The organism is Clostridium sp. YIM B02569 (assembly GCF_022320765.1).
Classification (GTDB): domain Bacteria; phylum Bacillota; class Clostridia; order Clostridiales; family Clostridiaceae; genus Clostridium; species Clostridium beijerinckii.
The window spans coordinates 25,144-40,687 of record NZ_JAKJJX010000011.1; the positions used below are offsets into that span (position 1 = coordinate 25,144).

Annotated in this window: 14 protein-coding genes; all 14 read right to left on the minus strand. The window is 27.7% G+C overall.

Features of this window, described 5'->3' with window-relative positions; translation table 11 throughout:
- Positions 1-34 precede the first annotated feature (34 nt).
- Positions 35-1,201, minus strand: coding sequence for an iron-containing alcohol dehydrogenase (locus L3B96_RS11290; protein WP_077868095.1), 1,167 nt, complete (start codon positions 1,199-1,201; stop codon positions 35-37).
- A gap of 475 nt (positions 1,202-1,676) precedes the next feature.
- Entirely contained in the window at positions 1,677-2,480 is an 804-nt protein-coding gene (locus L3B96_RS11295; RefSeq protein WP_238860979.1) for a metallophosphoesterase, read from the minus strand.
- A 531-nt stretch (positions 2,481-3,011) separates the two neighbouring features.
- On the minus strand, positions 3,012-3,623 hold the full coding sequence (locus tag L3B96_RS11300; RefSeq protein ID WP_238860981.1) for a histidine phosphatase family protein: 612 nt from the start codon (positions 3,621-3,623) through the stop codon (positions 3,012-3,014).
- Between the two features lie 25 nt (positions 3,624-3,648).
- A complete protein-coding gene (locus tag L3B96_RS11305; RefSeq protein ID WP_238860983.1) occupies positions 3,649-4,659 on the minus strand; it encodes a type II toxin-antitoxin system antitoxin SocA domain-containing protein in 1,011 nt (336 codons plus the stop codon).
- Between the two features lie 38 nt (positions 4,660-4,697).
- On the minus strand, positions 4,698-5,099 hold the full coding sequence (locus L3B96_RS11310; protein WP_039770537.1) for a hypothetical protein: 402 nt from the start codon (positions 5,097-5,099) through the stop codon (positions 4,698-4,700).
- A gap of 183 nt (positions 5,100-5,282) precedes the next feature.
- On the minus strand, positions 5,283-5,891 hold the full coding sequence (locus L3B96_RS11315; protein WP_026015633.1) for a thioester domain-containing protein: 609 nt from the start codon (positions 5,889-5,891) through the stop codon (positions 5,283-5,285).
- A gap of 212 nt (positions 5,892-6,103) precedes the next feature.
- Positions 6,104-7,396, minus strand: a complete 1,293-nt coding sequence (gene uraA, locus L3B96_RS11320) for a uracil permease (RefSeq protein ID WP_173709560.1) — start codon at positions 7,394-7,396, stop codon at positions 6,104-6,106.
- 353 nt (positions 7,397-7,749) lie between these two features.
- Positions 7,750-7,977 (minus strand): hypothetical protein, encoded by a 228-nt coding sequence (locus L3B96_RS11325; protein ID WP_238860985.1) that lies wholly within the window; start codon positions 7,975-7,977, stop codon positions 7,750-7,752.
- A gap of 408 nt (positions 7,978-8,385) precedes the next feature.
- A complete protein-coding gene (locus tag L3B96_RS11330; protein ID WP_011969037.1) occupies positions 8,386-8,793 on the minus strand; it encodes a bacteriohemerythrin in 408 nt (135 codons plus the stop codon).
- Between the two features lie 886 nt (positions 8,794-9,679).
- Positions 9,680-10,501: a sporulation transcription factor Spo0A gene (gene spo0A, locus L3B96_RS11335; protein ID WP_011969036.1), complete on the minus strand. Its 822-nt coding sequence runs from the start codon at positions 10,499-10,501 to the stop codon at positions 9,680-9,682.
- A 607-nt stretch (positions 10,502-11,108) separates the two neighbouring features.
- On the minus strand, positions 11,109-12,299 hold the full coding sequence (gene spoIVB, locus L3B96_RS11340; protein ID WP_017208905.1) for a SpoIVB peptidase: 1,191 nt from the start codon (positions 12,297-12,299) through the stop codon (positions 11,109-11,111).
- Positions 12,300-12,527: 228 nt separating this feature from the next.
- Complete coding sequence (recN, locus tag L3B96_RS11345; RefSeq protein ID WP_041895753.1) at positions 12,528-14,216, minus strand: DNA repair protein RecN; 1,689 nt, start codon at positions 14,214-14,216, stop codon at positions 12,528-12,530.
- Positions 14,217-14,235: 19 nt separating this feature from the next.
- Positions 14,236-14,688 (minus strand): arginine repressor, encoded by a 453-nt coding sequence (locus tag L3B96_RS11350; RefSeq protein ID WP_011969033.1) that lies wholly within the window; start codon positions 14,686-14,688, stop codon positions 14,236-14,238.
- Positions 14,685-15,539 carry an NAD(+)/NADH kinase gene (locus L3B96_RS11355; protein WP_238860987.1) on the minus strand — a complete coding sequence of 285 codons (855 nt, stop codon included), beginning with the start codon at positions 15,537-15,539 and terminating at the stop codon, positions 14,685-14,687. Before L3B96_RS11355 ends, L3B96_RS11350 begins: the two co-directional genes overlap by 4 nt.
- Positions 15,540-15,544: the final 5 nt, after the last annotated feature.

The window sequence follows — 15,544 nt, forward strand, 5'->3', positions numbered from 1 at the left end:
TATTCTTATGTTATTAAATTTATACATCTAAGTACTATAGTTCAACCTTTGTCCCATAATATGTGCATTCAAATAATTTTTCCATTGTAGCATCATCTATTTCTCTAGGATTTGATCCTGTACATGCATCTAACACTGCATTATGAGCAATAAATGAAAGATTTGCCTTAAAATCATCCTCTGTAACCCCATATTCTTTCATTGAATGAGGAATATTTAAATCACTATTCATTTTATTAATCATTCCAATTAATGAATCAGTTAATTCTGAATCTGTATTTCCTTCTAATTTTAATGCTCTAGCAATATCAGCATATCTATCTTCGCATTTAGTTCTATTATATTGTATTACATATGGTAAGAATATAGCATTCGCACATCCATGAGGAATATGGAATACAGCACCAACCTTATGAGCCATTGAATGAACTATTCCAAGTAATGCATTAGAAAATGCCATTCCTGCTAAACATTGAGCTTCATGCATTAAGTTTCTAGCTTCCTTGTCTCCTTCAAAAGACTTGAGTAAATTTTCTTGTACCATTTGCAATGCTTTAATTGCTAAAGGATCAGAAAAGTTTGATCTAAGCGATGCAGTATATGCTTCTATAGCATGAGTTAGTGCATCCATTCCAGTATGAGCTGTTAATGTTTTTGGCATGGTTTGAGCTAATACTGGATCAACTATTGCTATATCTGGAGTTATGTTAAAGTCAGCTAAAGGATATTTAATCTTTTCTGTGTAATTTGTTATAACTGAGAATGCTGTAACTTCTGTAGCTGTACCACTTGTTGATGGAATAGCTACAAATTTAGCTTTTTGTCTAAGCTCTGGTAAACCAAATGGAACAACTGCTTGTTCAAAAGTAAATTCTGGATATTCATAGAATATCCACATAGCTTTTGCAGCATCTATTGGTGATCCTCCACCCATAGCAACTATCCAATCAGGCTCGAAGTTTCTCATTGCTTCGGCACCCTTCATTACTGTTTCTACTGATGGATCTGGTTCTACTCCTTCAAATAGCTCTACTTCCATTCCTGCTTCTGTTAAATAATCTTCAACTTGTTTAAGAAAACCAAATCTTTTCATTGATCCTCCACCAACAACTACAAAAGCTTTTTTGCCTTTTAAAGTTTTAAGTACTTCAAGCGCCCCTTCTCCATGATATAAGTCCCTAGGTAAAGTAAAACGTGCCATAAATTTATACCTCCTAAAATTCATCTGTCATATTTATTTGCTTTTAACCACATTAATTATGTAAAGCAATATTTATGCCAAATGTTATTATTTTATCAATTTATTATATAGGTTTATGTAATATTCTGGTATAATTTATCGCATAATTTTTATTTCATACTAATACAAATAAGGATATATTTGCCTGTAAATACAAGGTTCTAATTCATCAATCTACGTGAATTTTTCAAAATATATTAGTAGACTTATTTCTCCATTTATTGAAATTTTATAATCTAATTATTAACAATGTAGTTTTTCTAACACAAATTTACTGTATCAAAAAAATACAATTTGTAAATAAAATGTTCAATTTTATTACACTGTATATTTTTAGGACATATATTCCATTCAATTTTTTATGTTTACATATTGTTCATTTTTGATTCATTATAGTTTATCTATTTAATTGCTTGTAGACACTAAAAATAATCCTTTACTTAAATGTTACATTTATATTTACTATCTCACATTTACTTCCAATCCTTATAGGCGGTCCCCACGTTCTTGTGCCACATGAAACTATTATTTGAAATTTATCCATTTTTAGATATCCATAATCAATTTTAAATACTCTTTTCGTTATTAAATTAAAAGGAAAAAACTGTCCTTTATGTGTGTGACCAGATAATTGTAAATCAATTCCTTCACTCACAGGTTCATTTAAATTATTGGGCTGATGATCAAGCACTATTATAGGTAATTCTCCACTAATTTCATTTACAGTTTCTGATAGTTTTTTTCTTCTTATCCCGCTTATTCTTTCATAAGAGATATCTTCACGCCCTATAACATAAAAACTATCATCAATTTTTACATAACTATCTCGTAATATATTAACTCCTACTTTTTTGAAATTATTTATTCTATTTGATGAATCACCTTTATGATCATAGTCATGATTCCCCAAACATGCATAAATCCCATATTTACTTTTTATTTTTTTAAAATTACTTTGCATCTTAGAAAAATCACAATTTATCATATCTCTATTAGAATCAATTATATCTCCTGCAATTAAAATAATATCTGGTTGTATAGAATTAATTTTATCTATTAGTTTATCTATTCTTTTATCCATTAAATTACCAAGATGAATATCTGATAAAAGCGCTATTTGCAATTTACTTATCTTTCCTGCCTTTCTAGGTAAATCTATATTATATGGTGTAATTGTTGCATTTTTAGCATTTATCGTTCCGTATAGAATTATAATCATTACAGTAAAAAGAATTATCAAAGCAATATAAAATAAAATATTTGCATTAAGTTTAATATTAATAGGTATAAACTGTAAAATATTGCCTAAAATAAAAAAGTACTCAATTATGCCAATAAATATTGCAAAGTATACTATAAAAACAAGCCAATACGATGTTATCAAGTAAATTCCATCCTGGAGAAACTTAGGTATATGGCGATTCCATATAACTCCAACTAAGCTTATTATAAATATAATAAAAAAGAAGCTAAAGTACATTTCACTATTAAAAAAAGGAATCATACTACATAAATTTTTCCAAAACCATATGCTAATGTAATAATTTATTCCAGAATATAAAATCAATATAATACTTATCATCATGTATATCATTCTTTTTTACTCCTTATGAATCATCGTAAAATACATTTACGATAATTTTATAAACTTCATTGGTAAAATAAATCTTATCTATTTATTTAGAATAATTATTTTATGTTTAACATTTAGTATATTTTGAGGCCTTTTATAGAATTGCATTTTTTAATTAATTCATATAACTTCCGTAATTTAATCTAAATGACTTGTATCATTTAAACTAACTAACATTGGCATTAAATCATCATTGAAAGTTATTTTATTAATACAAGTATTGCCAAGTGCTACTTTATGATACATTGTCATATCCCAATCAAATATTCCTATAAGTCCAGCTTTTATTATTCCTCCATGAGCAACAATTACTATCTTCTCACCTTTATGTTTAGATACTATTTCTAGAATACACTTCTTAGCTCTACCTACCGCATTACATATACTAGAATCTCCACCGCAAATATAACTTTCTTTTTTATCAGTTCTCCAAGCTTTAAAAACATCAGGATATTTTTCACTAATTTGCTTAACAGTTAATCCTTCCCATTCACCAAAATTAATTTCTCTTATCTCAGGTTCTATTATAACTTCTTTATCCGTAATTGATGCTAATATATTTGCTGTTTTAAAAGCTCTACTTAACGGACTAGCATATATCCAATCAAATTCTCCATTAAGCCTATTTTTTAATATTTGCGCTTGCTTTATTCCTTCCTCTGATAACTCTATATCTGTACACCCTTGAAATTTTCCTAAAGCATTCCATTCTGTTTCGCCATGTCTAATAAGTAATAATGTAGTTTTCATAATTTACCTCTTTCCTAACTTCATATTAAATATATATCCTATCGAATAAATCTCTACTATAATTTTGTATATCTAATAAACTACTAATATTATATTTTTCCTTAATACTATCAAAATACTCTTGGATCAAACTTTTTTCAATCACAGTATTAAATTTACCATATTTGATACTCTTTCCATTAATAGAATTAGTTCTTGTTAATATCCAAGGAGCTTCGCTTTTAGTCATCTCCTTTAATATTTTTCCACTATAACAACCATAAAATTTTATTATACTTTCTACAATATTCCGTTCAAAATTCTCCAACCTTAACTTATCATTAGCCATTATATCTTTATTAATTTTTTCATATCCAAATTGTTCATATCTTTCATATAAACTTGGATAAAACGGACCATCCTTCCAAGCTTCGCAATCTTCTTCAAACATAAAATTACCAGTAAAGACATAATGAAATGCTTGTGCATAATATAGAAGTTTTTGGATTGATAAAGCTGTGAAATCTTCACATCTTATCAACAAATATTTTATTACTGCGTCGATTTTTTCTTCTATCTCATCTTGATCTAAAATATATCTAATAGCTTGTCTACTTTTATTGTAATCTACTGGATTTATTCTTTCCTTATTATTTTGCAATATGATAGAATAATAACTGGTATTTTCATATACTTTTCTTAGTAAATCACTATTGGAGACTCCAATCATATCCCCATCTAAATATCGTTCTATAGTCTTACTATTCCATCCTAATATTAGTGAAAGTGCTTCTGAATTAATTGAATACTTTATTTTAACTTTTTCTATTTCATCCGTACTAATAATATTATAATTCCTTCTATATTCTTTATATAAGTTCATCAAATTATACTCACATATGTCTGACACAAAAATCTCATTACCACAAACGTTACAAACAGCTTCTTTAGCCTTGTAGCTTACCTCTTCTTCTTTTAGTATAGATGTTCTTCTTACTTTATATACTTGATATTCTCTTTCGCTAAAACAATATTCACAAAATGCTGATTTCTTCATGAGTTTATCCCTCCTTTTAGAAATGAAGACAATTCTTTTTATCTAAAAAGATATGTAATAGGCTTGTTTCTTTTATGTAGAGAGACTAATACTCTACTACTATTCACTTCATTACATATTACATTAAATTTCAAATAAATATCTACTATTTCTCTCTTATCCTCAACATTATACAATTCTTTTTGTAAACAAAATACGTAAAGATCATTTTGCTCAACTCCATTTTTTACATTTTGGAGGCCATAACAAAAATCTTTGTAGTCTATACCGCATAGTATACTTATTCTCTTCTTTTCATTTATATTGTATTCTTCTATAAATTGAATATTTTCTGCCTTATTTTCTTCTAAAGATATAGTATACATATCTTCACGAACACAATCTTTAATAATTTCAACTAAATTCCTAATTTGTTCCTTACTATAATCCTTTAGCAGCAATCTTCTTCACCACCTTACTACTTCTAATAATCTAACAAAAGGTTATCATTTTATAGAATTGGTGTCAATCATAGCCAAGATTTCCTTCTAATTAACTATTAATGCTGTTACAAGGTAAATTCTTTAGACTAATCATAAAACATTCATTATGTAACAGCATTAACATGTAATCTGTAATTTTATTTATCCTTCTTGTGGTGCATATTCTGTTTGAATTGATTCTCCTTTTTCTTCAGATACTAAATCATCAGTATATACAACTATTATTTCTTGTATAGATTCATCACTTGTTTTATATACTTTACTTCTTATTTTACTTGAATATTTCCCATTTACTCCATCATTATATATGCTCTTTATCGCATCTACTATTTTAGAGTTATTTCCTTTTATTTTATTCACATCATATCCTTCCATTGAACTCCATATTGCTATCTGAGTAGCGAAATACGCTTCGTTTTCATTGTCTAAATTTAATTCAGCTACAGATCTATTTGGATATCCGGCAGCAATAACATTACGAACTGATTCACTTAGATTACTATTTGACGAAAAATTTTGCCCAGATGGATATTTTTCATTTATCTCTAAGCAATATGCAACATTGTTGCTTCCAGCAACTCTTATTCTTCTCGCTGTAAGATCATAGCCATCGTACTCAACTGTATATAATGGTTCCTTATCGGTAGTTATTTTCACAGTATTAGCATCAGCGCCAACGAAGGCCAAACTCATAAGTACGTTAAAAATAATAAAATAACTTAATACTTTTATGTATTTTTTTAATTTCATTTGTATTCCTCCTATACATTTATCTTCATACATAGTTTCTCTTTTAATACTCTTATATATTCATAAATTAACTATAAAAATATAAATAGTTAAATATATCTACTTTCTTTAATTTTATACTTCTTTTCTTTAAAATAAAAAAATGCCATTAGTATTTTCATTAATACTAACAGCATTCTTATAATTAATTTCCTTGTTTATAAACTTTTATCTTATTCCGCTTCGTTCATTATACCTAATTTATCAAATATCATAAAACTTATACTTAACACCATAGCAACTACTGTTGCTAGTCCCATTCCTTTAAGTTCAATAGTCCCTAAAGTTAATTTTATGCCGCTTAATCCTACTATAAATACTACCGAAGTTAATATTAAATTTCTTGATTTAGAAAAATCAACTTTTTCTTCAATAAAAGTTCTTAATCCTGAAGTTGCAATAGTTCCAAATAATAAGAAGCTTATTCCTCCAATAACAGGCGTTGGAATTGTGCTGATAAGTGCTGACATTTTCCCAGAAAACCCTAGCAAAATTGATACTAAGCCGGCCCCACATATTACATATACACTATACACTTTAGTTAGAGCTAAAACTCCTATATTTTCACCATAAGTTGTTGTTGGTACAGAACCAAACATTCCCGAAATTATAGTTGATAGCCCGTCTCCAAGTAAAGATCTATGAAGTCCAGGATCTTTTGATAAATCTCTTCCAACAATGCTGCTAGTAACTTTTAAATGACCAACATGCTCTGCAATCACTACGAATGTTGCAGGTAGTATAGTTAAAATTGCATTTAAATTGAAATGTGCAACCTTTATATTAGGTAAAACAAAATAATTTGCATTATTTATAGTACTAAAATCTACTAATCCCATAAAGAATGCTGTTATGTATCCAACTACTACCCCTATTAATATAGGTATAACTTTCAAGAATCCTTTTAATAAGATATTACATAAAATCACTGTAGCTAAAGTAACCATCGAAACAATTACCCATGTTATGTTTAAAGTTGGAGAATTACTTAATCCAACCGGAAAACCTGCTTGATCTGCTGCATTACTGGCTAATTCTAAACCTATAATTGTTATTATTGATCCCATAGCAGCTGGTGGAAATAATTTATTTATCCATCCCATGCCTGTATATCCAACAATAATCGCTATTATTGAAAATGATATACCTACAAATACAAAACCGCCTTGTATAGTCTGAAAATCATATCCTTGACTATATAAAAGTAATACTGGTGATATAAAGGCAAAACTTGATCCTAAATAAGCTGGAATACTTTTTTTAGTAATAAAGGCATAAAGTAATGTACCAATACCATTAAAAAATAGCACTGTTGTTGGATCAATTTTAAAAATAAGTGGTACTAATACTGAAGCTCCAAACATTGCAAACAAATGTTGGATACTTAATGGAATTGCTCTCTTTAAAGAAACTTTCTCTTTTACATCTATAAAATTTTTTTCGCTTTTTAATGATTTATTATTCATCATATGTTCCCCCTTCTTAGCTTCTCTGAACTAAATTAAAAGTATGCTTTTACAAAAATATCATATATTCATGAGTTTTGTCAACAATTCTGTGCAATTTTTTTAAATATTATTGTTGAAATTTTAATATTAGTTTTTTTATTGTTGTCATAATATTGCCACAATATATATTTATACTATTACTTGAAACAAGATAAAACATTATTTTACTCCTATTAAAAATACTATGACCAATATAAGAATAGTTCATTTCACCCTAGTGAACTATTCTTTTTTGTTATGTGAAATATTTTTTATGCTGCACTAATTATACTTTAATAACACTATATCTATTCTAATTATTTAGATTAGTTTCATATTCCTTCCCATAAAACACCTTTATCAAGCTTACATTGTGTTATAAATTCTATTGCTGCCACACTATGTTCAAGATCACCGTATAATTTTTGTTTATCTAGGCCTGATATATTATTATTACTTATTAGCAACATCTTGTAGTTTTCTACTATTATTGTTATTGCGCTTTTTAATGCTTCTTTTTGTTGATCCTTTGTTAGCTTTTCATCTTTTACTTCTCCCATACCCTCACCCCTTTTCTATAACTAAAAATATTCTATAAATTATATAAAATCCCTTTTTCAAATCTGCAGTATTTATGTTATTCTGTATAAGATTTTTATTTATAAAACTGTGTTATCGATATTTTCTAATATAAAACAATTTTTTCATAAACTTAAAATTCAATAAGAATTAATTTATATACTAGCCTTGTCATAATCCTGTAACAATCTTAAGTTATAATATCAATATAAACAATTTTCATTATTTTTTTACCTCAAAAAAATATCGTCAACCAATTTTAAGATAGCTTATATTTCTAAATAAGCTATCCTTTTCATTGATTTTTCTTAATAATTTACCAAATTCAAATGATTAGATTTTTTATCTTGTAGTATAATTCGATTCCATCATACCTTCAGTAAACAGTACTATTTAGAACTTTCTATTAAGAATCCTCCTAGATCTCTATCCAATTCTCTAATATGCTTTCTCCACCAACTGGACATCTTTTGTTGTACATTTATAACAAACAATGCTGAGACACCAGCTTTTTCAAAAACTTTTCTTAATTCTCTAAGCTCCTCTTTGAATTCTTCATGTTGCTTATGTTGAATATCGTATTTAGGATAATTGCTCTTTCTTTGCATCTCTTCTTCATCATTAAAATGCTTAATAACGTACTCTTCTAGAAAGCTTAAAGTCTCTATAACCTCATCTTTTCCTTTTCCCTCTCTCATCGCACTTACTAACTTATTAATTCTATCAAACAATTCTTTGTGTTGATGATCTATTTTATCAATACCCACTGACCATTTCTTATCCCAATTAAATTCCATAAAAAACCACCCTTCATTAATGCATAAATTATTCTTAAGTTGATTCTCTTTTTTATAATACCTCCATAATATAATTTTAGTTAAATTGACTCGATATACTTATCAAGATCGAATCTCTTTTACCTAATCATATATTTCTACATTCTTATACAAATACCTTCTTTCTGTAATCTTTATTTTAACTTTTATTTCCACATTTTTCAGCATTAAAAGCATCATTTTCTCTTTTTTATACATGATGTATTGTAAATTTATAACATTACATAAACTTTTGTGTCGTTAATAATTTACTATCGTAATATATTTCTTGATAGAAATATACTTATTCACTTTTTATTAACGCTTGTATACCATAGAATTATATTTTCACATACTATAATCTACTTTTGAAATATCATGACCTTCTTGTTAATTAATTTATTTTTTTACATAAAAAAAAAGACCAAAGAATAATTATATCTCCTTAGTCTAAAATATCATATCTATTTATATACTATTATTCCAGTTATATAACCCAATATTCCCGAAATAGTTATCGCTAATATTTTTAATACTGGAATATTAATTTTTATTTCCATACACTTTAATCCTCTGTCTTTCTATATCTTAAATTCTAACACTTTAATTATAACATGTCCGCTTTAAATTTTCCACTTAAAAAGGATGGTTAATTTATGTTGCTTTCCTCTATAATCTTTTGTTTTTATTTTTGGCATAAAAATAACCTCCTATTAGTTAGATTGTTACACCCAACTAATAAAAGGTATTAGTCTTACATAAATTTAGAGTGTTAATTGATATGAAAAACTATTAGTTGCTATTAAAATATAGATGAAAGATATTTTCCATTACCTTCAACGTAGCTTTTCACATTACTTCAAGCCAATTAGCTAACTTTATTTTTAAGTCTTAATTTATCAGCTATTATAGCTATAAATTCACTATTTGTTGGCTTACCTTTATCATTATGCACTGTATATCCAAATAACCTGTTAATAGCCTCAATTTGACCTCTTCCCCATGCTACTTCTATTGCATGTCTTATTGCTCTTTCAACTCTTGAAGCTGTTGTATTGTACTTTTTAGCAATTGAAGGATATAACTCTTTAGTTACTGCTGATAATAATTCCATATCGTTAACAACCATTGTTATAGCTTCTCTCAAATACATGTAACCTTTAATATGAGCTGGCACTCCAACTTCATGTATTATATTAGTTATTTCCGTTTCTAAATCAATAGGCGCCTTTGTTTTATTTTCACTTGGAGTAGATATCATTGATGATGCATACGAATTTCTCATATTTGTTTCTTGAACTGCTGCAGAGCTATTAAACATTTCTCTGATTCTCTTTGTAAATACTTCCATGTCAAAAGGTTTTACAGTATAATAATCTGCACCAAGAGTTATTGCCTGTTGAGTAATCTTATCTTGGCCTACTGCTGATAATATTATTATTCTTGGAACCTTTTCCAATTGCATTGTATTTAATTTTTCTAAAACACCTAATCCATCTAAATGTGGCATAATTATATCAAGAATAACTAAATCAGGCTTTCTTTCTACTATTAACTCCAAAGCCTCTCTACCATCTTTTGCAATTCCTGTGACAACTATATCTTTTTGATTAAGTAGATAATCATTTAATATACTGCAAAATTCTTTGTTATCATCAGCAATTAGTACAGATATTTTTGAATCTTCCATATTTTTTCTCTCCTTTTGTCCATTCTTTTATTATGTTTGTATTTTAATATATTATTTAACCCCTATAACCATATCTTATTAAATAGTTCCATCATTGTACAATATAACACAATATATTACTTCTACAAATTATTGTAAGATCCTTGACATTAATAGGGTATGTACGTCTAGATTTGCAATAGTAATTTTTCTATTAATATATTCCCTTTTACATAAATATCTCTTAAGTCCGATTAATATTACTTTATCATCTTCCACTATTTGTAAATTATACACTTTTTTTCTCAGAAAGTAAATAGGTTCTGACAAAATACTTTTAAAGTATTTTTTTAAGTAAAAATGTAACTATATATTTCCTAAATTCTCAATTATTAAGCGAATACATATTTATTATATAATTATATTTCTTTTTCTACAATCTATATCGAAATTATATATTAATAATTATTTTAAAATTATGTACTTTTATATAATATAACACCATAAATTAATACTATATTTCCCTATGTTTATTTTATATTCCATAAATTCAAATAATTTTATATTAAACTCAAAACAAAAGCAAATATAGGTAGCGATTTTTAAATACGCTACCCATCATTTGTTTTTATTTTATTATTCCTGCTTCTTGAAGCATCCACTCTATATAAATACCATATCCGGTATCAGGTTTATTTATTAGTACATGAGTGACCGCTCCAACTATTTTATCGTTTTGAATTATAGGACTTCCACTCATTCCCTGAACAATTCCACCTGTTTTTTGTAATAGCCTTGGATCAGTAATTTTTATTACCATGCTTTTCGATCCTGGAATAGATTGATTTAAAGTCTTTTCAATCTCAATGTCGAATTCTTGTGGACCACTCTCATCTACTGTTGTAATTATTTTAGCTTTTCCTACAGATATCTCATCCCTAAACCCAACTTTAAGAGGTTTAATTTTATTATTTAATACTTGAGTATTTTTGATTTCACCGAAAATTCCACTTTGCGTATTTTTTTCAATGTTTCCAGTTGGTGTCTCTTCGTTTAAAAAAATTCCTTTTAATTCACCTGGTGATCCTTTTTCTCCTTTTCTAACACTTATTATAGATGACTCTAATAAGTCTCCTTTCTTTACTAGAAATGGTTCATTTGTGTCTGCATCTGTTATCGGATGTCCTAATGCTCCGAACTTTTTAGTAGTTGGATCAAAAAAAGTCATTGTTCCCACTCCTGCAGTTGAGTCTCTTATCCATAATCCTATTTTATAATCTTTATTATTTTCTTTTTTTAGATGTATTGTTTTTGTGAGATTCTCACCATTTCTTAAAATATCAACCTTTATACTTTCATTATCACATTCTTTAATTGTTTTTAATAAATCCATGGAATTCTCCATATTTTCACCATTTACTCTTAGTATTACATCACCAATTTCAAGCCCAGCAGCCTTACCAGGACTTTCTTCTTTCTTATTATTGATTTCAATTTCAGAATATCCAACAATAATCACGCCTTCACTATTCACTCTAACTCCGACTGGATTTCCGCCTGGACATATCTCTAAATCTTTAATTTTTTGTACTTCGACAGCTTTCAGAGGAATCATTCCCAAAAATTTTATCTCATACTCATTATCGTTATTACCAATCTTACTTATGGTGTTTCCTATGGGTGCAATTGATTGTACTGTCTTTTCATCTCTTGTATAAATCTTACTTGGTAATTTCCTTATGCTCATCGTGGTAAATAAAATTAGAATAAGGATTGGAGTCATAATTAAACTAGTAGCACATAAAATTTTTCTCTTCATATTTCTCTCCTCCTTTACTTACTAAATTTAATTTTCCCACTGCACTCAAGTCTTATCCTATAAGAACTTTGTTATTGTAGTCAAAAAATTTAGCTTATACTAAATTTTAAAAGTATATAACTTTATTTCTTTTACTTTATATATAAATTTCCAAAATTATAAAAATAAAAAAATAAAACCATGCAATTACATGGTTTTATTTTTACCAATTTTATTTTCTATATGTATTTATTTTTGAATTTCTAGCTTTTTTAGTTCACTTAATTTTATCATTTCCTTAACATTATTTAATGTAGCTTCTGTTACATCGTCTCCTGCTAACATTTTACTTATCTCAAGTTCTTTTTCTTCCTTTTTTAAAACCTTTATCTTTGTAAATGTTTTGTTATCTTTAACTTTTTTCATAACAAAGTAATGATGATCAGATAATACAGCAATCTGCGGCAAATGAGTTATGCATAAAACTTGATGCGTATCTGATAATTGATACATCTTTTCTCCAACTCTTTGTGCAACTGCTCCACTTATTCCTGTATCTATTTCGTCAAAAATTAATGTTGGTATTTCATCCTTCTCAGCAAAAACACATTTTAAAGCTAACATTATTCTTGACAGTTCTCCACCTGATAATACTTTTTCAAGCGGCATAAGTGGTTCTCCTGGATTTGTAGATATTAAAAAACTAACATCATCAAATCCCTTTTCATTAAACTCTTCTTGACGAACTATACTTATTTCCATTCTTGATTTTTCAAGACCAACAAACGTAAGTTCTCTTAATATTTTTTCTTCTAAGAATTTACTTTTTCTTACTCTTAGTTCATGAAGAATTAACGCTTCTTTTTCCATTTTAGATAAAATTTCTTTCTCTTTTTCCTTAAGACTTTCTATTATTTGTTCAGAATTTAATATTTCATTATATTCTTTTTTTATTTTTTCATAATAATCTAAGATCTCTGGAATTGTTGGCGCATATTTCTTCTTGTAAGTATTTATTTCATAAATTCTAGCATTTACTTTCTCCAACGCATCTTGATCAAAAACAATCTCTTCTGCCATGTCACGGATCTCACGACTAGCTTCTTCTAAAGTATAAAATGCTTCTTCAATTAATTGCTTATTCTTCTTAATCTTTTCAAAATGATTTTCTACATTAGATAGTTCGTGCATTATCTTTGATATGGAATCAATCACATTTAACTCTTCGTTTCCACTAAGTATTCCATATGAGATAGATAAACTATTATTAATTTTTTCAGCATTTGCTAAAATATTATATTCTTCTTTTAAAGTTTCTTCTTCATCCTTTTTTAATTTAGCTTTCTCAATATCTTCAATTTGAAATTTAAGATAGTCTAGCAATTTTTCTCTATCTTGATTGCCACAAATCCTATTAATTTCTTCTCTTATTTTTATTAAATCTGCCCTTAAATCGCTAAATCTACCTATAGGATGTATCATCTCATCTCCTATAAATCCATCTAAATATGATATATGAGTATTTCTTTGTAGAAGTTCTTGATTAGCATGTTGTCCATGAATATCTAAAAGTTTTGCTCTAATTTTTCTAAGTTGTGAAGTAATTAAGCTTTTCCCATTTACCTTTATCAAGTTTTTCCCACTCGCATGACTTTCTCTCGAAATTATTAAGACATCTTCATACTCAATATCTAATTCTTCCAATACCTCAGAAACTTTTGATTTTTCTAATGAAAATAATGCCTCTACATATGTTCTATCTTCACCAGTTCTTATTAAATTTTTCGAGAACTTTCCACCAAGAACAAAGTCGATTGCATCTATCATGATGGACTTTCCTGCTCCAGTTTCTCCTGAAAGTATATTAAACCCTTCACTAAAATTTATCGTCATGTCTTCTATCAATGCAAAATTTTTGATATTTAATTGAATTAGCATTTCATCCCACCCTTAATATTTATGATGACATTCTTTTTCTTATTTTATCAACCAAATCTTCAGCACTTTCCAAACTTCTAACTAAAATGAAAATAGTATTATCTCCTGCTACTGTTCCTGCAATATCCGCACTTTCCAAATTATCAATAGCTTCAGCTGTAATTGGTGCCGACCCTGTTATAGTTTTTATTACAACCATTTTATCTACATTTTCTACTGAAAGCACTGTATTAGCTAAAATATTGCTTAATCTATCAATGATATTTTTTTGTTCTCCTGTAGACACAGCATATTTAGATTTACCATTAGTCGATTGCATTTTTATTAACTTTAAATTCTTTATATCTCTAGATACAGTCGCTTGTGTGACATCAAATCCTTCTTTTTTTAATGCATCTGCCAACTCTTCTTGTGTCTCTATTTCTCTTGAGCCTATGATTTCTAATATTTTAGTATGCCTTTTTGATTTCAAAGTTTCTCACCATCACATTCTTTAGAATTATTCAAAATCTTACTTCTCAAGACTTTAAAATAATCATAATCATCAAATACAAGTAATTTTACACTTTTTTTATTTTTACTTACCTTTACCGAAGTTTCATGATTAATTTTAATAGCCTTTTGACCATCTACAGTCAAATAAATTTTTTCTTCTTCATGGTCCGCATATATATCTATAACACTGTCTCCTTTTAATACGATAGTTTGCATACTTTTAGTATGAGGACATATAGGAGTTATTGTTATAAGTTCTAAATCCGGATATATAAATGGTCCTCCTGCTGAAAATGAGTATGCTGTAGATCCAGTAGGTGTTGCTATAATAAGTCCATCACCTTTGAATGTAGAATATATCTTTCCATCTACAAATATCGTAAATTTCACCATTCTTGAAAGAGTTCCTCTAGCCAGTACCACATCATTTAAAGCCTTAAGTTCTTCTTTATTTTCATCTGATTCAACTTTACAATTTAACATCATTCTGTCAACAAATTTATATTTCCCGTCTTTCAATTTTTCAAGAGCAATATCAATATCTGATATATCTACACTTGACAAAAATCCTAAATTGCCTATATTAATCCCTAAGATAGGTGAATCAAAACTATCGTTTAAAGATCTAGCTATTCCAAGGAGTGTACCATCTCCACCCAATACGATAAGCAAATCAATATCTGCTAAATTCTGCTCTTCTATATCGAATGAATTAAAAACTTCAATATTTTTCAAGTTAAACTTTTCCTTAAACTTTTTTACAACCATATTCAATATTCTATTATCTACATCTTTTGATGGATTAATTGCAATCCCAATATTATTCATAGCCC

What these genes read in the sequence shown, in the direction of transcription:
- L3B96_RS11330 (WP_011969037.1), bottom strand. Translation starts at nt 8,793, where the DNA reads ATGGAATTTAATTGGGATAAGAAATGGTCAGTGGGTATTGATAAAATA.
- L3B96_RS11305 (WP_238860983.1), bottom strand. Translation starts at nt 4,659, where the DNA reads ATGAAGAAATCAGCATTTTGTGAATATTGTTTTAGCGAAAGAGAATAT.
- spo0A (WP_011969036.1), bottom strand. Translation starts at nt 10,501, where the DNA reads ATGGAAGATTCAAAAATATCTGTACTAATTGCTGATGATAACAAAGAA.
- spoIVB (WP_017208905.1), bottom strand. Translation starts at nt 12,299, where the DNA reads ATGAAGAGAAAAATTTTATGTGCTACTAGTTTAATTATGACTCCAATC.
- L3B96_RS11300 (WP_238860981.1), bottom strand. Translation starts at nt 3,623, where the DNA reads ATGAAAACTACATTATTACTTATTAGACATGGCGAAACAGAATGGAAT.
- L3B96_RS11355 (WP_238860987.1), bottom strand. Translation starts at nt 15,539, where the DNA reads ATGAATAATATTGGGATTGCAATTAATCCATCAAAAGATGTAGATAAT.
- recN (WP_041895753.1), bottom strand. Translation starts at nt 14,216, where the DNA reads ATGCTAATTCAATTAAATATCAAAAATTTTGCATTGATAGAAGACATG.
- uraA (WP_173709560.1), bottom strand. Translation starts at nt 7,396, where the DNA reads ATGAATAATAAATCATTAAAAAGCGAAAAAAATTTTATAGATGTAAAA.
- L3B96_RS11315 (WP_026015633.1), bottom strand. Translation starts at nt 5,891, where the DNA reads ATGAAATTAAAAAAATACATAAAAGTATTAAGTTATTTTATTATTTTT.
- L3B96_RS11325 (WP_238860985.1), bottom strand. Translation starts at nt 7,977, where the DNA reads ATGGGAGAAGTAAAAGATGAAAAGCTAACAAAGGATCAACAAAAAGAA.
- L3B96_RS11290 (WP_077868095.1), bottom strand. Translation starts at nt 1,201, where the DNA reads ATGGCACGTTTTACTTTACCTAGGGACTTATATCATGGAGAAGGGGCG.